The sequence below is a fragment of the Paenibacillus rhizoryzae genome (genome assembly GCF_059686995.1).
This window is the reverse complement of sequence record NZ_JCAALT010000004.1, coordinates 484,075-506,510: the sequence shown is the minus strand read 5'-3', so window position 1 is coordinate 506,510 and position 22,436 is coordinate 484,075. Positions and strand designations below refer to the sequence as shown.

The following is a 22,436-nucleotide window of genomic DNA, read 5'->3' as shown; positions in this document are numbered from 1 at the left end:
GTGGCAAAATGACTTATAACCGAATAAAATGGTTCATTTTGTGGACGCCGACCTTAACGATCGCGCTGTGGGAATATTTGCGGCATACCTTTCTACTGCCTTACGTTTCGATGGATCTCGGCAATGCGCTTGCTCCGGTGATCGTAATGACGGTAACAGCTACGCTTTTAATTAAGTTATTTCGCATGCTGGAGTCCACTAACGAGTCGCTGCAGCAGGCGAAAGCGGCTAAGGCCGCTTTCATGGAACGAGAGCAGCTTGCCCGGGAGCTGCATGACGGTATCTCGCAGTCGCTCTTCCTTTTGTCCGTGAAGCTGGATAGGCTGGAGCAGGCGAAGGATAATGAAGCGGTAATGGAGACGGCGCAGCAGCTCCGCCGCACGGTGCGGCATGTCTATGAAGATGTGCGGCAGTCGATCGCTTCGCTTCGCAGCGAGCCTTCCAAAACCGACGTGCAGTGGATGCAGGCGGTTCGGGAAATGGCCGAGGAGTTGCGGCGCGGCGGTCTTGTGGTGGAACTGAATTGGCAGCTGTCCGAAGGGAAACTAAGCAGCAAGGAGAAGGTGGAGCTGCTCGCAATCGTTCGCGAGGCGATGCTGAATGTGCGCAAGCATGCGAATGCCACATGGTTGGCGGTGCATGCGTTGCCTGACTCGAGTGGCGGAAGCGGTTTTCGCTGCACTATCGAGGATGACGGGATAGGCGCTGAGCCGGCTCAGCTCATGGCAAAGGGGCGGTACGGCATTCGGATGATGCAGGATCGTGCCAAGTCGATGGGCTGGCAGTTTCAAGTGCGGGTTAGAGCTGCAGAAGACGAGCTTCCCGCTAAGGGCACTATTGTTGAAGTGAAGAAGGAGGCGGAGCGCTGACGTGAGCGAAACACAGATAACGGTGCTAATTGTCGACGACCATCCGCACGGACGGGAAGGGATGCGCGACATCCTCAGCGGCGACGCTTCCTTTACAATAGTAGGAGAAGCGTCGAATGGGGAGCAGGCGGTCATGCTTGCGGCGTCACTGGTGCCGGATTTGGTGCTGATGGACATCAATATGCCGGTGATGAACGGCATGGAAGCGACGCAGCGCATCAAGACGATCGATCCGCGCATCAAGATCATCATGGTGACCGTTTCGGACGATATTTCCGACCTGTTCGAAGCGATCAAACGCGGGGCGCAGGGCTATCTGCTGAAGAATCTGTCGCCATCGGCATGGCTGGAGTATTTGCGTGCTGTCGCCGTAGATGAAGCGCCATTGTCCAAAGAGCTTGCTTTTCGCATGCTGCAGGAGTTTAACGGGGGAAGTTCGGGTCAGGCAGGCGGCGGGAAAGCTGCTGCCGCTGAGGTCGCGCGGAGCGACAATGCCGTGGTGTCGGAGCAAGGTGCAGCGCACACGGCGTTAACGCAGCGGGAACGCGAGGTGTTGGAGCGAGTGGCGTTCGGCGGGTCCAACCGGCAAATTGCGGAGAGCTTCGGCATTTCCGAGCATACGGTAAAAAATCATTTGAAAAATATTTTGCAAAAGCTGCATCTTGAGAATCGGGTTCAGCTCACCCGGTACGCGCTGGAGAAGGGGCTTGCCAAGGAGTAGCACGTAACTGACAAGCCCAGACATAAACTTGTAACAATCGTATAGCTCGAACGAGTCATGGCAGTCGGCCTTATCTAGGCTATACTGCTTTTATATGATTCGAGCAGGAGGATGCCCCAATGATGAAGATGAAGAAATGGTCTGTACTAAGCACGACGCTGCTCTCGATGTTCCTGTTTGCAGGAATCGCGAGCGCTCATGTCACCGTACAGCCGAGTGAAGCGGCACAAGGCAGCTATGAGGTGTTCTCCGTTCGCGTGCCGAGCGAGAAGGAAAACGTGACGACGAAGGTTGTCAAAGTGAAAGTGCCGGATGGCGTGAAAGTTAGCCGGGTCGAGCCGAAAGCAGGCTGGAAATACGAGCTTGAGCGCAATTCGGACACCAAAGCGATTACTACTGTGACATGGACAGCAGAAGGCGATGGATTGAGCCAAACCGAATTTACGGATTTCCGCGTGTCGGGCAAAGTGGCGGATGACGCGAAGCAGCTGGTCTGGAAAGCGTACCAAACCTACAGCGACAACTCCCTTGTGGAGTGGGTCGGCGGTGACGGTGCGGATTATCCGGCATCGGTAACGACGGTGACGGCGGCTTCCGGCGAAGGTGACGGACATAGCCACGGCGGCGGCAGCGATGCTTCCGTAGGCTCAGAACCGAATGCGGGAACGTCTTCGGGTACGGAAGGCACGGGCAACACATCAACGACGGATGCCTCAGCAAATGCAGGTACGCCGGAAACAGCACCTGCGGCAGATAACAGCGCTGCAGATGCGCAAGAAAATGCTACAGACGAAAAAGCTGACAGCGGCTCGGATCAACTGAACCGTACGCTGTCGATCGTCGCAGTAGCACTGGCGGCAGCAGCGTTTGGTGTCGCGGTTTCTCGTAAGAGACAGCGTAATTAAGAATAGGGCGGACTCAAAGGCGCGCAAGCGGCCTGTGAGTCCGCCTATTTTTGTGCGCCGGCTCTCATGGTAGTTGAACCGCCGAATGGGAGCCGAAAGCGGATATGCCGCTTACGAAGTGGCTCAACCTCTTAGAGTCTGGCTATACTGCTACTAGTGAGTGGAGTACCCGATACTGAGCGGTGAAATTATGGGTGTGAGATTAGTGACTGAGAGTCCCGAAATTGAACTCTCGGCACGGAAAGCCGGCGGTTTTGCTGTTGAGAGTCTCGAAAACGAACGCTCAGCTGTGGCAGAAAGAGAAACGGGGTTAGTTTAGTGGCTGAGAGTTCCGAAATTGAACTCTCGGCACGGAAAGCCGGCGGTTTTGCTACTGAGAGTTTCGAAAACGAACACTCAGCTGCGATAGAGGGAGAAATCGAGTTAGTTTGGTGATTGAGAGACGGATTTTCCGACTCTCAGCACAGAAAGTAGGCGCTTTTGCCCCTGAGAGCCGTGAAATTCGACTCTCGGCATCAACCGAGGGGGAACCAAGGTTAGTGCAGGGATGGAAGGGTGCTTTTCGGCTCTCGGAGGTTTGCGTGAAAGCTTGAACGCAAGGAGGGCAATCCGCCCTTGCGAAAGGGTATGAAAACTTTGTATAATAGGTGTTATATACGTTAACGCGATGAGGAAGAAGAGTACGCAGTGCTTTCTTAACAGGGAGAAGACGCCGCAGATTGAGAGCGTCTTTAGGAAATCAGGCTGCCGAAGTTCGCTTCCGAGCAGACTCTTGAAGGTGTACGGCTCCTAAGGCCGCACAAGGTAGGGAGTACCGGGTTCCGGCCGATATTCGGACTTTGAGGAATTGCCCCGCCTACTACTAGGCTGCGGCAGTTTGAATTAGGGTGGTAACACGGTTCTTTCGTCCCTTACGGGGAGAAGGAGCCGTTTTTTTGTTTTCAGAAATGGGAGTAACATCTGTAAACATGAGTAAGGTTATTTGGTTAAAGAAGGGGCTGGATGGAATGAAAGAGCGTTTAGAAGCATTGCGGGCCGAGGCGCTGCAGGAGCTGCAGCAGGTTGACGGACCGCAGCAATTGAATGATCTGCGTGTTAAATACCTAGGCAAGAAAGGCGCGCTGACGGAAATTCTCCGCGGCATGGGTTCCCTGAGTGCTGAAGAGCGTCCGGTGATCGGGCAAGTCGGTAATGAAGTACGCGCCGCGATTGAAGAAGTCATTGAAACCAAGCAAGCCGTGTTCCAGCAAGCTGAAACGGCGAACCGTCTTCGCGCGGAAACGATCGACGTGACACTGCCGGGTAAGAAGCAATCCGCTGGTGCGGTTCATCCTTTGAATAAAGTAGCGCAAGAAATCGAGGATGTGTTCATCGGTCTCGGTTACACGATCGCGGAAGGTCCAGAGGTCGAATCCGACTACTACAACTTTGAAGCGCTGAACCTGCCGAAGGATCACCCTGCTCGCGATATGCAAGATTCGTTCTATGTGACGGACGATATTCTTATGCGTACGCACACTTCGCCGGTTCAGGTTCGCACCATGAAAGCCATGAATGGCAAACCGGTTAAAGTCATTTGCCCGGGCAAGGTGTACCGCCGAGATGATGACGATGCGACGCATTCGTTCCAGTTCAATCAAATCGAAGGACTTGTCATCGGACCTAACATCCGCATGAGCGATCTTAAAGGCACCTTGCTTCAATTCGTACAGCTGATGTTCGGCAAACAAGCGCAAATCCGTCTTCGTCCAAGCTTCTTCCCGTTCACGGAGCCAAGCGCAGAAGTTGACGTAACTTGCGTACAATGCGGCGGCCACGGCTGCCGGATGTGTAAGCAAACCGGCTGGCTCGAGATTCTGGGCTGCGGCATGGTTCACCCGCGCGTGCTTGAGATGGGCGGCTACGATCCGAATGAAGTCAGCGGCTTCGCTTTCGGTATGGGCGTAGAACGTATTGCACTGCTGAAATACGGCATCGATGACATCCGTCATTTTTATACGAACGATCTGCGCTTCCTAAGCCAGTTTGTCCGAATGTGAGAAGGAGGCGACTACTATTATGAACGTATCTTATAAATGGTTGAGCGAATATATCGAGTTAAACGGCTATACCGGCGATCAGCTGGCAGAGCTCATGACAAGCGGAGGCATTGAAATCGATGTCGTTGAGTCCCGCAATAAAGGGGTTACAGGTGTAGTTGTCGGCCATGTGCTGACACGCGAAAAGCATCCCGATGCTGATAAACTGAGCGTTTGTACGCTCGATGTAGGCGGCCCGGAAGTGCTGCAAATCGTGTGCGGCGCAAAGAACGTAGCTGCAGGTCAGCTGGTTCCGGTTGCGACGATCGGCGCTGTATTGCCAGGGGATTTTGCGATTAAACGTGCAAAGCTGCGCGGGGTTGAATCCCAAGGCATGATCTGTTCCGCGAAGGAGCTTGGCCTTAACGAGAAGCTTCTGCCTAAAGAACAACAAGAAGGTATCCTCGTGCTGCCGGAAGGTACGCCGATCGGTGCTTCCATTCTGGATGTGCTCGGTATCGACGATGAGGTACTGGAGCTTGATCTAACGCCAAACCGTTCGGACTGCCTGAGCATGCTCGGCGTTGCCTATGAAATCGGTGCGTTGACGGGCCGCAGCGTAAAGCTGCCGGATAACCGTGTGAACGATTCGGTGGAGCAAGCTTCTGCTCATGTATCGGTTCGCATCGAAGCGAAGGAACAATGCTCGCACTACTCGGCGCGTTATATTTCAGGTGTGAAAATCGGTCCTTCGCCGCAGTGGATGCAGAATCGTCTGATGGCTGCCGGCATTCGTCCGATCAGCAACGTAGTTGATATCACGAACTTCGTCATGCTGGAGTATGGCCAACCGCTGCATGCTTTTGATGCGGATAAAGTTCAAGGCGGACGTATCGTTGTACGTATGGCTAACGAAGGCGAAGTGTTGACTACGCTTGACGGTCAAGACCGTAAGCTTGAGCCGCATATGCTGGTTATCACGAATGGTCAAGAGCCGTTGGCGCTTGCAGGCGTTATGGGCGGCGCAAACTCGGAAGTAACCGCTTCGACTGTAAATATTTTGCTGGAATCGGCTCGCTTTGATGGCGGTACGATTCGCAAAACTTCGCGTCAAGTCGGCCTGCGTTCGGAATCGAGCGTGCGTTTCGAGAAGGGCGTTGACCCGGCTCGCGTTGTTCCGGCACTAGATCGCGCGGCTTCGCTAATGGCGAAATATGCAAGCGGCCACGTGCTTGAAGGCATCGTGGAAGAACTGACCGAACAGCCGAAAGATGCGGTAATCAGCGTATCCATCGGCAAAATCAACCGTTACCTCGGAACAGAACTCGCGAAGCTCGAAATCGAAACGATTTTTGGCCGTCTGCAATTCCCGTTTGAATTGTCGACTGATGGGGTATTTACTGTAAGTGTTCCATCCAGACGCGGCGATATCACACGCGATGTCGATTTGATCGAAGAGGTTGCGCGGTTGTTCGGTTATGACAATATCCCGACGACGGCAATCGAAGGCGCTGCAACACCGGGGGCATTGACGAAGCCGCAGGCCATTCGCCGCGAGCTGCGCAAACGTCTGACGGATGCCGGCCTTCACGAGGTAATCAGCTATTCCTTCACCCATCCGGATCGGACGAAGCTGTTCCCGGCTCTGGCTGGAGCGGATTTGTTCCCTGTTCGATTGGCGCTTCCAATGAGCGAGGACCGCAGTGTATTGCGTACCAGCCTGCTTCCGCAATTGCTGGAAACTGCCGCGTACAACCGGAATCGTAAAAACGACGATGTAGCGATCTTCGAGATCGGGAGCGTCTTCCATACGGATGAAGAGGCACTTACTCGTTTGCCTCACGAGAAGCACCGCCTTGCCATCTTGCTCACAGGCAACCGGAATGTTACGGAATGGAACCGTAAAGCAGAAGCTTATGATTTCTACGATCTGAAAGGCATTCTCGAAACGTTGGCAGAAGTGCTGGGCGTTAGCGGCTCGATTAGTTATGAAGCAGCTCAGCCGGAGCATATGCACCCGGGTCGCACGGCAGCGGTTGTATTCCAAGGCGAACGTGGCGCACAAACCATTGGTTACTTGGGTCAATTGCATCCGACTACTCAGATTGATCATGATCTGGCTGATACGTATGTGCTCGAAATCGAGCTGGCACCGCTTTATGCCGCTGCTGATTTTGACATCGTATATAAGGCTCTGCCTCGTTACCCGGCTATGGAACGTGATATCGCAGTCGTGCTCAGCCGCGACGTGGCGGCAGGCAAGCTGATCGATGCCGTTCAAGAGACAGCAGGCGCGTTGCTGGAGTCGGTTCGTATCTTTGATATCTTTACCGGAGAGAAGCTGGGCGCTGATAAGAAGAGCGTCGCGCTTTCACTCGTATACCGTCATGCGGAGCGTACTTTGACGGATGAAGAAGTAACAGAGCGTCATGCAGAGGTTGTAACAAAATTGGAACAATCTTTTGCAGCGGAATTGCGTAAATAGGCAGGAGTTGACCTTTGCCGCATCGAATTAGTTCCTTGCGAACAAATCTCGGTGCGGCTTTATTCTATTTTGCTGGATTATCGGCATGGAAAAGCTTGTACAGCAAGGCTTGCCCGGAATGCTTTAGAAGTGGAAGAAGGCAACGATTGTCGCATTGAACTCATTTTTCACCCTTGAACCTATAGGAGGACATGCCCTCATGAACGCTGCCGATCGGACACGTGTAACTGTTGATATATTTGGAAACCAATTCAAATTAGCTGGTCACAATAACCCTGACTATATCAAGCGCATTGCAGCGCTTGTTGACGAGAATATGAATAAGCTGGCTAAGGGCTATCCACGACTGGATGTGCCTAAGATCGCTATGCTTGCTGCAGTACATATGGCTGAAGATGTTTTTAGATTGCGCGTCGAAAATGAACGGATGCACGAAACCGAGGAGCGCCGTAAAGCGGCCGTAGCGGAGCTGGAGCAGGTTAAGCTGATCGTGGATACGCTGCACGGTCAGCTCGACGCTGAGCGGGTGAGCTCGGATGCGGCGCTGGCGAGTGCGGAGGCGGCGCTGGTGGCAGCGCTGGCGAGTGCGGAAGCGACGCTGGAGGCGGAACGAGCGAGCGCGGAGGCGGCGCTGGCTGCGGAGCGAGCGAGCGCGGAAGCGGCGCTGGCCGCGGTGCGAGCGGATGCGGAGGCGGCGCTAGTCGCGGAGCGAGCGAGTGCGGAGACGGCGCTTGCCGCGGAGCGAGCGAGTGCGGAGGCGACGCTGGCCGCGGTGCGAGCGGATGCGGAGGCGGCGCTGGCCGCGGAGCGAGCAAGTGCGGAGGCGACGCTGGCCGCGGTGCGAGCGGATGCGGAAGCGGCGCTAGTCGCGGAGCGAGCGAGTGCGGAGGCAGCGCTAGTCGCGGAGCAGGAAGAGGCGGAAGCGGCGATCGAGGCGGCGCGCGAGGAGCTGGAGCAGACAAGCGCGATGCTGCAGGGGCGCTTGGAGCAAGCGATCAGCGCAGCGGAAGCGAAGCTGGCGAGCGAGCAGGAAGCCGCGCAGGCGGAGCAATTGCGCGTGCAGGCGGAGCGCGAAAGCGAGCAAGAGGCTTCGCGAGCGGAGATCGAGCGATTGAAAGCGGAGCTTGCGCGTGGGCAAGCGGAAGCGCGTGCTGAGCTGGAGCGTTTAAGAGCGGAGCTAGTTGCTGAACGCGATGAAATACAAGAGACAGCGCGTTTCGAGCTGGCTTTACTGCAAGAAGAGCGTGAAAGCGAGCAAGTCGCAGCTCAAGCAGAGCTGGAACGAGTTCAGCAGGAACTGACTGCGAAGCTGGATAGTGAGCAAGCAGCAGCCCAAGCGGAGCTGGCTCGTATTCATCAGGAGCTGAGCGCGAAACTAGAAAGCGAGCAAGCTGCTGCTCAGTCGGAGCTGGCCCGAGTTCAACAGGAATTGACCGCTAAACTAGAAAGCGAGCAAGTCGCTTCTCTGGAGGAGCTTGAACGTACAAGAGCGGAACTTCAGGCAGAGATTTCGTTTGAGCAGGAAGCAGCGCAAGAGGAACTTACACGCGTGACTGCGGAATGGGCAGCGAAATTAACAAGTGAGCTGGAAGCGGCACGCGCTGAGTTTACGCACGTGAGAACAGAGCTGGAAGCGCAGCATGCACGTGAACTGGATGCATCGCAAGCAGAGCTTGAGCGGGTTTGGGTGGAACTCACCGCTGAACGTGAAAGTGAGCTAGCCGCTTCACAAGCGGAGTTGGAGCGCGTAAGCACAGAGCTCGCAGCCGAACTGGAAGCAGTTAGAGCAGAATCGCGCAAAGCACTTGAGCAATTGCAGGAAGAGTTCGATCGTGAGCAGGAAGCAGCTCATGAAGAGCTGGAGCTGGTCAGCTCGACATTGCAAGGCCGGATGGAGCAAACGATTCAAGCGGCAGAAGCGAAACTGGCAAGTGAGCGCGCAGCCGCAGAGGCGAATCTGCAAGCTGAACGCGAGGCAGCCGCAGCTAAGCTGGCCAGTGAACTTGAAGCAATGGAAGCCGCGCTGACTAGCGATCTCGAGGCAGTGGAAGCGAAGCTGGCAAGTGAGCGCGCAGCCGCAGAAGCGAATCTGCAAGCTGAACGCGAGGCAGCCGCAGCTAAGCTGGCCAGTGAACTTGAAGCAATGGAAGCCGTGCTGACTAGCGAACTCGAAGCAGTGGAAGCGAAGCTGGCAAGTGAGCGCGCAGCCGCAGAAGCGAATCTGCAAGCTGAACGTGAGTCAGCAGCAGCTGCACTGGCTAGCGAACTTGAAGCAGTGGAAGCGAAGCTGGCAAGTGAGCACGCAGCCGCAGAAGCACACCTGCTTGCTGAACGCGATGCAGCAGTTGCGAAGCTGGCTAGTGAGCTAGAAGCAGTGGAAGCGAAGCTGGTAAGTGAGCATGCAGCCGCAGAAGCACACCTGCTTGCTGAACGTGAAGCCGCAGAAGCGAAGCTTGCTCAATTACGCGACTCACATCGCTTTGAGCTTGAAGAGCTGCAGCTTACGCTGGAGCTGGAAGTTGAAGCACAGTCGCTTGCCGTTATCGAAGCGCGCGAAGAGCTGGAGCGCACGAAGTTCGCCATGGAAGCGCAGCTGGAGCAAGTGCGTGAAGCCGCGCAAGCAGAGCTTGACCAGGAGCGGGAATATACGGCAGTTGAGCTTAAACAGCTGCATGCCATTCATCAAGAAGAGCTGCAGAAAGAACGGTCACTGCAGGAAGCAACCGCAGAAGCGGCGGCCGGGCAGCTGGAAGAGACAAGATTGGAAATGCAAGCTCGGATCGAGCAGGTGCGTATCGCTGCGGAGGCCGATGTGGAACGCATTCGACAGGTTGCTCGCGAGCGCTTAGAACGGATGCGCGGCGAGGCCGAGCGTGCCGCGGAGCACGCCGCTGCAACTGAGGCGAAGCTGGTACAACAGAGCCAAGCTGCTCGCGAAGAGCTCGAACAGGCGCAAGCGGAAGCAGCCGCGTTCTTGGAGCGGGAGCAAGCTAATGCAGCTGCACTGCTCGAGCAAGAGCGAGCTACCGCACAGCTGCTGCTTGATCAGGCGATTCAAGAAGGCGAAGCGGAAGCGGCTTCCATCACGGCAGCCTACAAGCGAGAGCTTGAAGCTAGCCGTTTAGAAGCGGAAAGCCGCTATCTCTCGCTCCAAGCGGAGCAGCAGAACCGCGAGAGTGCATGGCAGCAAGAGCGCGATGAGCTCGCTGCTCAGCTTGCCGAAATGCGCAAGGAGCTTCGCTCGATGCAAGATCAGCTTGCCGAGGAGCAAGAGAAGGCCGAGCTGCTTGAGCTGGAAGCGGCAGAAGAGGGCGAAGCGCTTCGTTCCAAGGTGGCACGACTTGAACAAGAGCTGCGTGAACATGAGAGCAGAGCTGAACAAGCGGAGCAGTGGCTAGCCGATCAGCAGCAGAAGGAAAGCCGCCGCAGCGCAGCGCTTCAGCAGCAGGAAGAGCAGCTGGATGTACTGCGCAGCGAACTGAAGGCAGCGCAGCAGGCAATGGAAGAAAGCCAGCTGGGGCAATTGATGCTGGAAGAGCAGCATGAGCGTATTATGCGCGAAGCGAAACAGCTAGAGGGTCGTAACGAGCAGCTTGCCGAACGTCTGCAGGCGGCGGAAGATCGCGCGGCGGACTTGATGCGCGAGGCACGGCAGCAGATGGCTGAAGCGGAGCGGATCGCGGACGAAGCCAATGTGAAGCTGATGGATCAAGTGCATGCAGCTGATTCGGAGATTACGCTTGCCAAACAGCAAGCTGCGGCACATGCCGAAGCGGAAGCAGGCTTACTGGAGCAGCTCCTCTTGACGGAGGAAGAAGCAGAGAAGGCGAAGACACAAGCCAAGCAGATTAGCTTAAGGCTTGAAGAGCTGGAAGCGTCTCTTGCCTCAGCTAATGAGCTGCAAGCGACCCATGACCAGCTTCAGATTGAGCATGGTAAGCTCAAGATTGAATACTCGAAGCTTCAGACGGAGTACAATGAATGGATTGAACTTCTCGCTGACAGCTAGTCGAAGAGAGAAGAAGAGGGCTATGCTGTACGCCGGTTTCACTACGAAACCCGCGAGCAGCACAGCCCTCTTTTTCATTAATAAACAACAATTGCTCCTGTCGCCCCATCGGCAGGCAATGCGGCCAAACGAAGCAGATCACCTGTCACTTGATGCGGGTCCTTGCCGGTTGCATGCATCTCGGAACGGATGGTTCCGGGATTAAAGGCATTCACGAGAATGCCGTATTCCTGCTCCTCGTCCGCCGTAGTACGCGTGAGTGACTCCAAGCCCGCTTTGGAAGCACTGTATGCGGCGTATCCGCCGGCTCCGTTTGAGGCTAAGCCTGAAGTGATGTTAATGATTCGGCCATAACGCGCTTGACGCATGGAAGGCAGCACGGCATTGGTCATAAGAAAAGGTCCTGTCAGGTTAATGCTGATTTGAGTCGCCCATTCCTCGGAAGTGAGCTCGATGACTCGTCCGGGCTCTAAAGCAGCAGCGTTGTTAATCAGAATATCTACACGGCCAAACGTCGCTATCGCTTGACTGACAGCAGCTTGCACAGCCACGCCGCTCGCAATATCACAAGCAATAACAAGAGCATTGCTGCCTGGACGGACTTCCTCGATGAGAGCGGCAGTTTCCTCCAGCTTTCCTTGGCGCCGTCCTAGGAGTACAACTTGAGCCCCTTCACGCGCAAAATCGATCGCCGTTGCCCGGCCAAGACCTGTGCCCGCACCTGTTATCAGTACTACTCGTCCATCCACTGTTCTCATGTAGTCCACCCTCTTCGTTATCGTTGCAAACATCGTAGCAAACAACATAAGCAGGTGGAATAGCTGAGTTATAAGTCTTTTTTATATGTTGCTCACTGTGAAACCGATATATGCTTCAAAGCTGCTCTAAAAATAACCTTCATTAGGATTCCTGATGAAGTGTATTAATTATTAGAATACGCAGGAATACAAAATAACCCGTCCAGCGCATCCTGGACGGGTTATTCTTGCAATTAGCTAAGCGTAGCTGGTCTACTCGACGACGATTTTGGCAATCATTTTGGAATGGCCGGTGCCGCACATAATATCGCAATGGAATTCGTATTCCCCTGCATCATTAATGGTGACGACTTTCGGTTTACCGCTGTTAACCGTTAGGTTATTCAGGTCGGGCACTTCCATGTTGTGAACGCCGTCTTCGGATTCCAGCGTAATTTCAGTCGGTTCGCCTTTCTTGATCTTATAAACCGGCTGATCAAACTCGAAACGCGAAGCTTTGATTACGATGCTTGCAGAAGCAGCTGTACCGGTTTCTTCAACGCCGGAACCTGCATTGTTAGTGTCGGAACTTTTCGAACCGCATGCGGCTAAGACAAGTACGGCTGCAACAAGCATAAAGGACATGAGCAGTAATTTTTTCACTAGAGAACGCTCCTTCAAGAATCGGATGGTTATGAACTCCTCTAGTATACCGTTACCGGAAACAAATTACTGTGACGATCTGTTGAATGCTGTTCAGCAGCGGCTTAGTGTTCGCGCCCTGCTTCATAAGGCGTGCTGACCGGAATAAACAAGTCGATGATCCCGATCACGAGCGCAGCCAGAATGGCTCCCAGCCATGTGACGGAAACGCCGCCAACAATGAACTGTGCAACCCAGATGACAAGGGCGCTGCACAAGAAGCCGACAATGCCTCGACCGAACGGCGAGACGCGTTTGCCGAAGATGCCCTCGATGATCCAGCCTAACGCCGCGATGACAAGAGCCAGGAAGAGCGCACTCCAGAAACCGCCGACGCTAAATTGAGGAACAATATAGCCGACAATCATTAACACGATCGCTGATACAATGAATCTGACCACGTGACCCAGGAAATGCATAGTGAAAAACCTCCTACAAAGTTTTTTGACAAAAGCCTCCTGACCACACTTGAGCGCCTTACAAGCGCATGGATCAAAAGCATTGGCCAGTGTTCGGAGAAGCTTACCTTCTCGTGTACAGGTATTGTTTCCTTTTTTGCTTTCGCCATTCATGTAAGCTCAGGAGCGTGGCATACACCGCGTTGTTCGGCTATAATAGGAAACGAGAGGAGTGTTCTCGCTTGGACAATAAAATATTACAAACACTGGATTATGCCAAAATTGTATATAAATTAGGACAGCATGCCGCAACCGCGCTTGGAAAATCAGTCGTGGATGCGCTTCATCCGAGCTCCGATTTAGAAGATGTGAAGCATGCGCTGCAAGTGACGGATGAAGCTTACAAAGCGGACCGTCTCAAAGGCAGCGCTCCTTTCGGAGGCATTGCCGACATCAAACCTTCGCTGCTGCGCTCAAGGATCGGCGGAACGCTGAATCCGGCGGAGCTGCTCGAAATCGCAGAGACGGTAAGAGGTTCCCGCCGACTGAAGCGCCATATTCAGGGACTGCACGATGATCATCCCATCCCGCTGCTTGCCGCTACGGCTGAGCAGTTGACTGAACATAAAGCACTGGAAGATGCGATCTTAATGTGTATTGATGATCAGGCGGAAGTCATGGATAGCGCGAGTCCAGAGCTGGCTTCCATTCGCAGAGAGCTTCGCAGCGGCGAAGGCCGCGTGAGGGAGAAGCTGGAGAGCATGATTCGCTCTTCATCCGTTCAGAAGATGCTGCAGGAATCCATTATAACGATCCGAAACGATCGTTATGTTATTCCGGTTAAACAAGAATACCGCGGCAGCTTCGGCGGTATTATTCACGATCAATCCGGTTCCGGGGCAACGTTGTTTATTGAGCCGGAAGCAATTGTCGTGCTTAACAATAAATTACGTGAGCTGCGTTTGGCCGAAGAGCGCGAAATCGAGAAAATCCTTCAGAAATTAACGGCGCTGACGGCAGAATATGCCGACGATTTGCTGCTTGATTTGGAATTGTTAGGCCTTCTTGATTTTGCTTTTGCCAAAGCACGTCTGGCTCACGTGATGGGAGCTACGCTGCCTCGGATGAATGATCGGGGCTACTTCAAGCTGCGCCGCGGCCGCCATCCGCTGATTGATCGCGAACATGTCGTTCCGATCGATGTTGAGCTTGGCAATGATTATACGACCATCATCGTAACCGGCCCGAATACGGGCGGTAAAACGGTGTCCTTGAAAACAATCGGCCTGCTCAGCCTTATGGCGATGTCCGGCTTGTTTGTTCCGGCTGAAGACGGCAGTCAGTTATGTGTATTTGACGCGTTGTATGCGGATATCGGCGATGAACAAAGCATTGAGCAGAATCTAAGTACATTCTCCAGTCATCTCACGAACATCATCCGCATTCTTAAAAATATGACGCCAAAAAGTCTTGTTCTGCTCGATGAGCTTGGCGCGGGTACCGATCCTGCTGAAGGTTCGGCACTTGCCATCGCAATTCTGGAGCATATGCACAAGCTCGGCTGCCGTATCGTTGCAACGACGCATTACAGCGAACTGAAAGCTTATGCCTATAATCGCAAAGGCGTTATCAATGCGAGCATGGAGTTCGATATCGCGACACTTAGCCCGACCTATCGTTTGTTGATTGGGGTGCCGGGACGAAGCAATGCCTTCGCAATCGCCGAGCGTCTTGGCCTGCAGCGCGGCATCATCGATCATGCGCGCGGCGAGGTTAGCGAAGAGGATGTACGCGTTGAAACGATGATTGCTTCATTAGAGGAGAATCGTATCGGAGCCGAAGCTGAGCGTAACACTGCCGAGGCTCTTCGCAAAGAGCTTGAAATGGAACGTGCTCGTCACGAGAACGATCGCCAGAAGTTCGAAGAGCAGCGCGAGAAGCTGCTGGCAAAAGCCCAGGACGAAGCACGTGAAGTGATGCTGAAGGCAAAACGTGAGGCCGAGCAAATTATTGCCGATCTGCGTAAATTAGCTCAAGAAGAAGGAGCGGCAGTTAAAGATCATAAACTGACTGAAGCGCGTCGTAAACTTGATGAAGCAACGCCTGAGAAGAGCAAGTCGGCGAAAGGCGCACAGACCAAGTCGAATAAACCGCAGCGGATTGAGAGCGGCGATGAGGTGACGGTGTACAGCCTCGGTCAGCGAGGTCATGTTGTAGAGGTTAACGGCAACGAAGCCCTTGTGCAGCTTGGCATTCTTAAGATGAAAGTGGCGCTTAGCGATTTGGAGCTTATGAAGCGGGCGGAGACCGGCAAGACGCAACAGCCGAAGATCGCAGCAAGTCTCAAGCGGACACGCGACGAGAATGTTCGCTCCGAGCTTGATTTGCGCGGTACGAACTTGGAAGAAGCGATGCTGGAGGTCGACCGATTCCTCGACGAATCGTTCTTGGCCGGGTTTGGGCAGGTTTATATTATTCACGGCAACGGAACAGGCATCTTGCGTTCAGGCATCAGCGATTTCCTTCGCAGACATAAGCATGTGAAGAGCTATCGCCTTGGTAAATATGGTGAAGGCGGCTCTGGCGTAACGGTAGCGGAACTTAAGTAAGGCGGGTGGGACTTCGAGATGGAACAAGAAATCGACGAATTGCTCAGCAATCATTTTGCAGCCTCGCTTGCTTATGTTTCGGTGACGGTGCTGGCACTGCTTGTTTTCCTGTATTTCTTTGAATTTGTTACCCGTTATAAATGCTGGCAGGAAATTAAACGCGGCAATCTGGCTGTGGCGATGGCGACGGGGGGCAAAATCTTCGGGATCTGCAACCTGTTCCGCTTCTCCATTGAAGCTAATGAAGGCGTGTATCATAGCTTGGTGTGGGCGACTTATGGGTTCGCACTGCTTATTGCCGCTTATTTTTTATTCGAATTTTTGACACCTGTATTTCGAATTGATGAAGAGATCGAGAAGGACAATCGGGCGGTTGGGTTTATTGCCATGATTATTTCTGTTTCGCTTTCTTACGTCATCGGTGCCACGATTGCCTAACACGACAACGTCAACACTAGCATCACTCATGATTGAACATGAAACTCATTAACGGCTCGGAGGCTCGACCGATGAAATATTTATGGGGAACTTTATTTGCATTAGCGGCTTTATTTGTTATTTTTGGCGTTTTTTACTTACTACAATAATTGCGAAATAGAAAGAAGGAATCGGCATGAGCGATAAACATGATGAGCAGCCAATCTGTCCATGGTGCCACACTGAAATTGTATGGGATGAAGAAATCGGACCGGAGCGGAATTGCCCGCACTGCGACAATGAATTGTCCGGCTACCGGACGCTGACGCTTGGCGGAGCAGAACCAGACGAGGAACTGGAAGAGGAAGTGGATCTGGACGAGGATGACGGCTGGGACGAAGATGAAACCCGTGATCTGTCGGATCTAAGGCCTTATAACCGCGACCAGCTTGCGCTTGAAGAAACGATGGCGCGTATTCTGGATGAACAGCTGGAAGCACCGGAATGTCCGTCCTGCCGCGAGTTTATGCTAGAGGCCGGTACCCAAATCATCACGCAGGAGCAGTTCAAGCCAAGAACGCCTGCAGCGCTCGGAGAAACAATTGTTTCGACGCCGTTCCAGCTGCAGCTCTATGTATGCCCGTCCTGCTTCCATACTCAGAACCGTCTGTCCGTGCAAGATCAGGAGCGTTTGGTTCAGCTGCTGACCAAAGCTGTCGATCTGGAAGACTAGAACAACTGGCAAGAAGAATTGGAAACTTATTGTAATTCAGCCTATTCCGGCATGTTAGGTCTCTAATGGGGGCAACTTACGCCTAGAAAGCTGCAGCACCATGCAGCAGGCGGGAGGGATTCTGTTGGAGCAAGGCAAACATGCTGTGCAATCACGCTGGTTCGCGGGAAAATCCCGGGAGAAGCTGCGGACTGTATCAGGCGGAGGCAGCAAACGTGACTCGAATAGCACGGCTTTGGACAGCCAAGCGATATTGCTGCTCGCCGTCCAAGCGCTGCTTGGAACAGCGAATGCGTTATCCGGTACGTTTCTGCCGGTTTATCTATGGAAAGCGAGCCAATCCTTCGCTCTGATCGGCTGGTTTAATTTTACGCAGTTTATTGTAAGCGGACTGACGTTCTGGCTGGCCGGCAAGTGGGTAAAGGAGCATAACAAAATGAACAGCCTCCGGCTCGGCGTCGCGCTGTCCGGAGTTTTCTATTTTGTCGTATTAATGCTGGGGAAGTCGGCGATCACGTATGTTGTCCCGCTTGGCATGTTGATTGGCATTGGCAATGGCTGTTTCTGGCTCGCGTTTAATGTTGTTTATTTCGAAATTACGGAGCCCGGCAATCGGGACCGCTTTAATGGCTGGGCAGGTCTGCTTGGCTCAGGCGCTGGTATCATTGCGCCATGGATATCGGGCTGGCTGATTACGGCAAACAGCGGGGAAAGGGGATACAGCATTATATTCACCGTATCCTCGATTATCTTTGCTGTTGCCGTGGTACTAAGCTTCTGGCTGAAGAAGCGTGAAACAAGTGGGAAATACGAGTGGTTCCAAGGATTTCGGGTGCTCAAGGAGCGAGGCAATCCTTGGCGTTATGCGGTTCCCTCGATTATTTCGCAAGGGGTGCGCGAAGGCGTATTTATGTTCTTGATTGGCCTGCTTGTCTACATCGCAACGAAGAATGAAGGCAAACTCGGCAACTTCTCGCTGATTACCTCGCTAGTCGCATTAGTGAGCTTCTGGCTGATCGGACGCATATTGAAGCCGAACCGAAGGCGATTGGCGATGCTGATTGGATCCGTCTCGATTACGGCTGTTATAGGCGTATTGTTCTGGCCGATTAGCTATCGAACGCTTCTAATCTGGGGACTGGGTACGGCGCTCTTCATGCCGTTATATATCATCCCGATGACCTCGGCTGTATTTGATCTCATCGGCAGTGATGAGGACAGCGCGCGCCAGCGGGAGGAGTATGTCATTCTTCGTGAGGCCGGTTTGACCGTTGGACGGATCATCGGAGTGACCTCGTATTTGCTTATTTTACCGTATATTAACCGTTCCCCTTATGTTGTTCCATCACTAATGCTGATCGTAGGTGCCTTTCCGGTTGTGGGCTGGTGGCTGATGCGTTCTGTGCTGGGGAGGGTGAATGGCAATCATGAACGAGCCTCGTCGCGAGGCTGACAATGGAAGGTAGGGCTGCGTATGCCCCGTATTGTAAATAATGTGACCGAGCTGATCGGCGATACGCCGGTTGTTGCGCTTCGCAGGCTGAAGGAGCCGGGTGCGGCGGAAGTGCTGGTGAAGCTGGAGCGATTCAATCCGAGCGGAAGCGTGAAGGATCGTGCGGCTTTCGCGCTCATTGAAGCAGGGGAAGCTAGTGGCGTTCTGAAACCAGGTTCGACGATCATCGAGCCGACCAGCGGCAATACCGGTATTGGCCTTGCTATGAATGCAGCGGCGAGAGGGTATAAGCTTATTCTCGTTATGCCGGATAACATGACGAAGGAGCGAATCGGACTGCTGAAGGCCTATGGCGCCGAGGTTGAACTAACACCGGCTGCAGAACGCATGCCGGGAGCGATCAAGCGAGCTTTCGAGCTGCAGGCAGAACGTCCGGGAAGTTATATTCCGAATCAGTTCGAGAATCCGGCGAATCCGGCCATTCATCGCAGGACCACCGCACAGGAAATCATTCGCCAAACCGAAGGCCGTCTCGACGTCTTCGTGGCAACGGCAGGAACCGGCGGCACGATTACGGGAACCGGCGAGGCGCTGAAGGCTGCGATACCCGGACTTTATGTTGCAGTAGTGGAACCCCTGGGATCGCCAGTATTGTCTGGGGGTAAGCCGGGCCCGCATAAGCTCGTCGGCACCAGCCCTGGATTTGTACCTGCCATTCTGAATACATCCATCTACGATAAAATCGTGCAGGTATCCGATGAAGACGCCATCGAAACGATGCGTCGTTTAGCCCGCCAAGAAGGGCTGCTCCTCGGTCCTTCCTCGGGAGCTGCCGTTTGGACGGCAATGGCGGAAGCCCGCCGAATTGGAGATGGCGGGCGTGTACTTTGCATCGCCCCGGACAGCGGCGAGCGATACCTAAGTATGGGATTGTTTTAGCAGCAGAATGCTGCAACAAAGCTAAGCTTCTTAGCAGATCATTCTGCCTAATCCACCCAATTATTAAGCTCATCTTGCACAATGGCCCTGCGTTCTTCGATATAGCTGATAAACAATTGCGGCTCATCATCGAAAGCGTATAAGGGCCATTTTCGCGTGAAATCATCTCGGATGGCGGGTCTCAAATTCTCGTACATATCGGCGATGATCGGTTCAATCGTTTTGACCGTAAATTTGCTCGCGAGTAAATTGGATAGAATTTTACGGTAGGTTTGTCTGTGCGATTTATAGGACAATATCTTCCGGGTCAGTGTATTGTATCCTCTCACTTCCACTAAATCGCTGCCGCACAGTCTCCCATAGCAGTTGCGGCCCCATGTCCCCTCATAATCCCACGGAATAATGCGGTACTTGCCGGTTTTCGTATGCTCGTAGAGAGCGTAGTTCTGATCAAAACCGTCATAATTGCCTGTCAAAACAGCACCAGCCAGCCATTTCAAATATAAGTAGGTATCAAGCCGATACGCCAGGTAGCTCTTTAAGGATGAGTTCGCGGGGTTGTTAATCCGTTTCACGAACTTGACGAGCTTTGTCTTCGTTTCATCGGAGCCTTTCATAACCCGGTAGCCGTCGAAGAGCGATTCTTTCAACTCGCCGGTTTCCGAATCGTAGAGGCCGAAGTTCGCTTTATCGTTGACCGCGTAGATGAGGGCTTGCGAGCCGATGTTTCTTCTTCGAAAGAACGTATCATCAACCGATTCGATTTCCAAATAAACGCCGTGCGGGTAGCCGTTCCATTCCAGCCACATATGTCTGGTTCTTGGCGAGGGAACGTTGATCATATTGAAGAAATGGAAGGAGAGCGCATTACGAATCATAGAAGGATCATCGACTTCCGCATTCCAATGCAAAATTTGATTATTTCCATAATGAATTTCGTAGGACTTCTTCGGATAATTTCGGGTGTGACCGCCGCGGAATCGCAGCTGTGCATCTATCGTCTTTCCGTTCATCTCCAGCTTGACGGGAGCAAATTCATTGCTCCATACATTGGATTCCAGCCTCTTCAAATCCTCGTTGTTGATCGTTATTTTTCGAGTAGGCAGTCCTTCCCCGGACATTAGACCATCTCCTTAGGCAAAAGATAAAGCCTATCGCATTCGATAGGCTTCAGCTTATTTACACTATGCGGGTAGATGTCTATTGGTCACAGATTATCTGCCACGGGAACCGTTGGAACCGTTGGAGCCGCGGGAACCTTGGGAGCCACGGGAGCCTTGAGAACCGCGGGAACCTTGGGAGCCATGGGAGCCACGGGACCCTTGGGAACCGCGAGAACCTTGGGAGCCGCGGGAGCCTTGGGAGCCACGGGACCCTTGGGAGCCGCGAGACCCTTGGGAGCCACGGGAGCCTTGGGAGCCACGGGACCCTTGGGAACCGCGAGAACCGTTGGAGCCGCGAGAACCTTGTGAACCTTGGGAGCCACGGGAACCGTTGGAGCCACGCGAGTTAACCGCTACTGGACCAAGCAGCAACGCATAAGAATAGCCCCAGGAGCCGTTCGTATCTTGTGTTGGCTCTACGCCTGGCCAACCGCAAGAACCATTGGAGCCTTGAGTACCGCCAGTACCCTGGGAACCGCGCGAAGCATTATTACCATTGGAGCCGTTAGAACCACGGGAGCCTTGAGTACCGCCGGTGCCATGGGAGCCATGCGAACCATGAGAACCGTTAGAACCGCGAGAACCGTTGGAGCCGCGGGAGCCTTGAGTACCGCCGGTGCCATGGGAGCCATGCGAACCATGAGAACCGTTAGAACCGCGCGAACCGTTGGAGCCGCGGGAACCTTGAGTACCGCCAGTGCCGTGGGAGCCACGAGAGCCGTTGCTTCCTTTTGTCGATTTATTGTTGTTGTTAGACAATTGAGAATTCATCTCCTTTTAATAGATTCTATACAAGCTATGTCGCGAATCTAGTAATCGCACTGGGTTATATGCTTAATCTTATAGAAAATAGATATCAATCTAGTACCGCTCCCATATGGGATACATATAAATACATTATAAATTGTCTCCCATGATAGATTTCACCGGGGCAAGTAATGGAGGGATGAATGTCGAAGCGAGATGGATGAACCGGTATTTTGGTAGTCGTGATCGTAACGTATTTGCGCCGGTGGTCTGCGTGGTACAGGTCAAAATCTATTAATTACGGAGGGATTTTGGTATGGATGTCAGAAGCAACATGAAAAGTGGATTTCAAGCGGTAGGAACAAACTCATGCTGCAACAACAACAACAACAACAACAACAACAACAACAGCCACAAGAGTCAAAAAAGTCAACAATCGGGAGGTCACAATTTCTTGGATGCTCAAGTAGGTATGATGGTTAAAATCAACCGAGGCGGTCCGGAATCGCTGGAAGGTCGTTTGCTCGCTGTGAGACAAGGTTATCTGGTTCTGAAAACAACAGGAGGCGTAGTTTACGTCAGCACATCTCACGTAAAAAGTATTACAGATCTTCCTGGCGGCTCCACAGGTCTTTCCCATGCTAAATTTATTGAAGCTGGCAGCTTTGTAGGCGTACTTCGTGATCTGACTAAAAAATTCGTTCAAATTAACTGGGGCGGTCCGGAACGTATCGAAGGTTTCGTAGCTGGCGTCGGCAACGATGCATTGCTCCTCGTAGTTGGACCTGAATTGGTGCAAATTCCGTTGTACCACATCAAAACGGTTAAAACAGCTGGTATTTACGCAAGCGGCGGCAGCAAAGGCAGCAAAGGCAGCAATGGCAGCAAAGGCAGCAGCGGCAGCGGCAGCGGCGGCAACAACAAAAGCAGCGGCGGCAGCGGCGGCAGCGGCGGAAGTGGCGGTAGCGGTGGAAGCGGCGGCAGCGGCGGTAATCGTTCCGGACGCAACAACGCAACGAAGAAAGCTGGTAAAAAAGGCAACAAAAAAACCGGCTACTATGGTGGTAAATAAGGCTGATTGCAAGCCGGGGCTAACGAATTCTGCCAGCCCCGGCAGCAGCCTTGCTGTGCCTCTCGTTTTCATGCATCACTAGGTTTACAAATGCCATTCATCTGTTCATCTATTTATCCGGATGCACTCATTCTATCAGGGCTGCTGTATCTTAATTACCGCACACAAATACCTAGACGTATCTCGACCTATCGCGTTGTTTAAATCTACGAGACACGTCGGCAGCAGAGATCGTATCTATGTTACTAACGGATTAAGCCTGCAGCATGAAATGGCATACTTAACACGAATCGATTGTCGAATGACAGCTGTTAACGATTTGGCATTAAGGTTGTCGTGGCAGCCCGGCTGGGTTCTTCCTATGGATCCGGCCTAGGGGTGCCGATCGAATGAAGTTGTCATCCCGGCAGGACTGCTTGCCAGTCTACTTTGTCTATATGCATGAACGCAATTAATAGG

The 22,436-nt window shown here is 53.2% G+C and carries 16 protein-coding genes; 12 read left to right on the top strand and 4 right to left on the bottom strand.

Annotation, left to right across the window (positions count from 1 at the left end; all coding sequences use genetic code 11):
- Nucleotides 1-8: 8 nt before the first annotated feature.
- The 6 genes from AC6ESO_RS14750 (at nucleotide 9) to AC6ESO_RS14725 (ending at nucleotide 11,007) form a co-directional block, all read left to right on the top strand.
- Nucleotides 9-869: a sensor histidine kinase gene (locus tag AC6ESO_RS14750; protein ID WP_497091995.1), complete on the top strand. Its 861-nt coding sequence runs from the start codon at nucleotides 9-11 to the stop codon at nucleotides 867-869.
- A 61-nt stretch (nucleotides 870-930) separates the two neighbouring features.
- A complete protein-coding gene (locus tag AC6ESO_RS14745; protein WP_497092149.1) occupies nucleotides 931-1,590 on the top strand; it encodes a response regulator in 660 nt (219 codons plus the stop codon).
- 119 nt (nucleotides 1,591-1,709) lie between these two features.
- Nucleotides 1,710-2,495: a YcnI family copper-binding membrane protein gene (locus tag AC6ESO_RS14740; protein ID WP_497091994.1), complete on the top strand. Its 786-nt coding sequence runs from the start codon at nucleotides 1,710-1,712 to the stop codon at nucleotides 2,493-2,495.
- 1,007 nt (nucleotides 2,496-3,502) lie between these two features.
- Nucleotides 3,503-4,534, top strand: a complete 1,032-nt coding sequence (gene pheS, locus AC6ESO_RS14735; RefSeq protein WP_497092148.1) for a phenylalanine--tRNA ligase subunit alpha — start codon at nucleotides 3,503-3,505, stop codon at nucleotides 4,532-4,534.
- 19 nt (nucleotides 4,535-4,553) lie between these two features.
- Nucleotides 4,554-6,998: a phenylalanine--tRNA ligase subunit beta gene (gene pheT / locus AC6ESO_RS14730; protein ID WP_497091993.1), complete on the top strand. Its 2,445-nt coding sequence runs from the start codon at nucleotides 4,554-4,556 to the stop codon at nucleotides 6,996-6,998.
- Between the two features lie 199 nt (nucleotides 6,999-7,197).
- Nucleotides 7,198-11,007: a hypothetical protein gene (locus tag AC6ESO_RS14725; protein ID WP_497091992.1), complete on the top strand. Its 3,810-nt coding sequence runs from the start codon at nucleotides 7,198-7,200 to the stop codon at nucleotides 11,005-11,007.
- Between the two features lie 77 nt (nucleotides 11,008-11,084).
- On the opposite strand, the gene AC6ESO_RS14720 is transcribed toward AC6ESO_RS14725, so the two are convergent.
- The 3 genes from AC6ESO_RS14720 to AC6ESO_RS14710 form a co-directional block, all read right to left on the bottom strand.
- Complete coding sequence (locus tag AC6ESO_RS14720; RefSeq protein ID WP_497091991.1) at nucleotides 11,085-11,765, bottom strand: SDR family NAD(P)-dependent oxidoreductase; 681 nt, start codon at nucleotides 11,763-11,765, stop codon at nucleotides 11,085-11,087.
- A 252-nt stretch (nucleotides 11,766-12,017) separates the two neighbouring features.
- Entirely contained in the window at nucleotides 12,018-12,407 is a 390-nt protein-coding gene (locus AC6ESO_RS14715; protein WP_497091990.1) for a cupredoxin domain-containing protein, read from the bottom strand.
- Nucleotides 12,408-12,511: 104 nt separating this feature from the next.
- Nucleotides 12,512-12,865, bottom strand: a complete 354-nt coding sequence (locus tag AC6ESO_RS14710; protein WP_090977267.1) for a phage holin family protein — start codon at nucleotides 12,863-12,865, stop codon at nucleotides 12,512-12,514.
- A 221-nt stretch (nucleotides 12,866-13,086) separates the two neighbouring features.
- On the opposite strand from AC6ESO_RS14710, the gene AC6ESO_RS14705 reads away from it, so the two are divergent.
- The 5 genes from AC6ESO_RS14705 (at nucleotide 13,087) to cysK (ending at nucleotide 18,995) form a co-directional block, all read left to right on the top strand.
- Nucleotides 13,087-15,453, top strand: a complete 2,367-nt coding sequence (locus AC6ESO_RS14705) for an endonuclease MutS2 (protein ID WP_497091989.1) — start codon at nucleotides 13,087-13,089, stop codon at nucleotides 15,451-15,453.
- 18 nt (nucleotides 15,454-15,471) lie between these two features.
- The gene (locus AC6ESO_RS14700) at nucleotides 15,472-15,891 is read left to right on the top strand and encodes a DUF350 domain-containing protein (protein ID WP_494821906.1); all 420 of its coding nucleotides are present in this window, start codon (nucleotides 15,472-15,474) and stop codon (nucleotides 15,889-15,891) included.
- 175 nt (nucleotides 15,892-16,066) lie between these two features.
- Nucleotides 16,067-16,603 carry a hypothetical protein gene (locus tag AC6ESO_RS14695; protein WP_497091988.1) on the top strand — a complete coding sequence of 179 codons (537 nt, stop codon included), beginning with the start codon at nucleotides 16,067-16,069 and terminating at the stop codon, nucleotides 16,601-16,603.
- Between the two features lie 124 nt (nucleotides 16,604-16,727).
- Nucleotides 16,728-18,056 carry an MFS transporter gene (locus AC6ESO_RS14690; RefSeq protein WP_497091987.1) on the top strand — a complete coding sequence of 443 codons (1,329 nt, stop codon included), beginning with the start codon at nucleotides 16,728-16,730 and terminating at the stop codon, nucleotides 18,054-18,056.
- 21 nt (nucleotides 18,057-18,077) lie between these two features.
- Nucleotides 18,078-18,995: a cysteine synthase A gene (gene cysK / locus AC6ESO_RS14685; RefSeq protein WP_497091986.1), complete on the top strand. Its 918-nt coding sequence runs from the start codon at nucleotides 18,078-18,080 to the stop codon at nucleotides 18,993-18,995.
- Between the two features lie 47 nt (nucleotides 18,996-19,042).
- Here cysK and AC6ESO_RS14680 read toward each other — a convergent pair whose 3' ends face one another.
- Nucleotides 19,043-20,116, bottom strand: a complete 1,074-nt coding sequence (locus AC6ESO_RS14680; protein WP_497091985.1) for a CotH kinase family protein — start codon at nucleotides 20,114-20,116, stop codon at nucleotides 19,043-19,045.
- 1,105 nt (nucleotides 20,117-21,221) lie between these two features.
- Here AC6ESO_RS14680 and AC6ESO_RS14675 point away from each other — a divergent pair.
- Entirely contained in the window at nucleotides 21,222-21,977 is a 756-nt protein-coding gene (locus AC6ESO_RS14675) for a DUF6897 domain-containing protein (protein WP_497091984.1), read from the top strand.
- The last annotated feature ends 459 nt before the right edge of the window (nucleotides 21,978-22,436 follow it).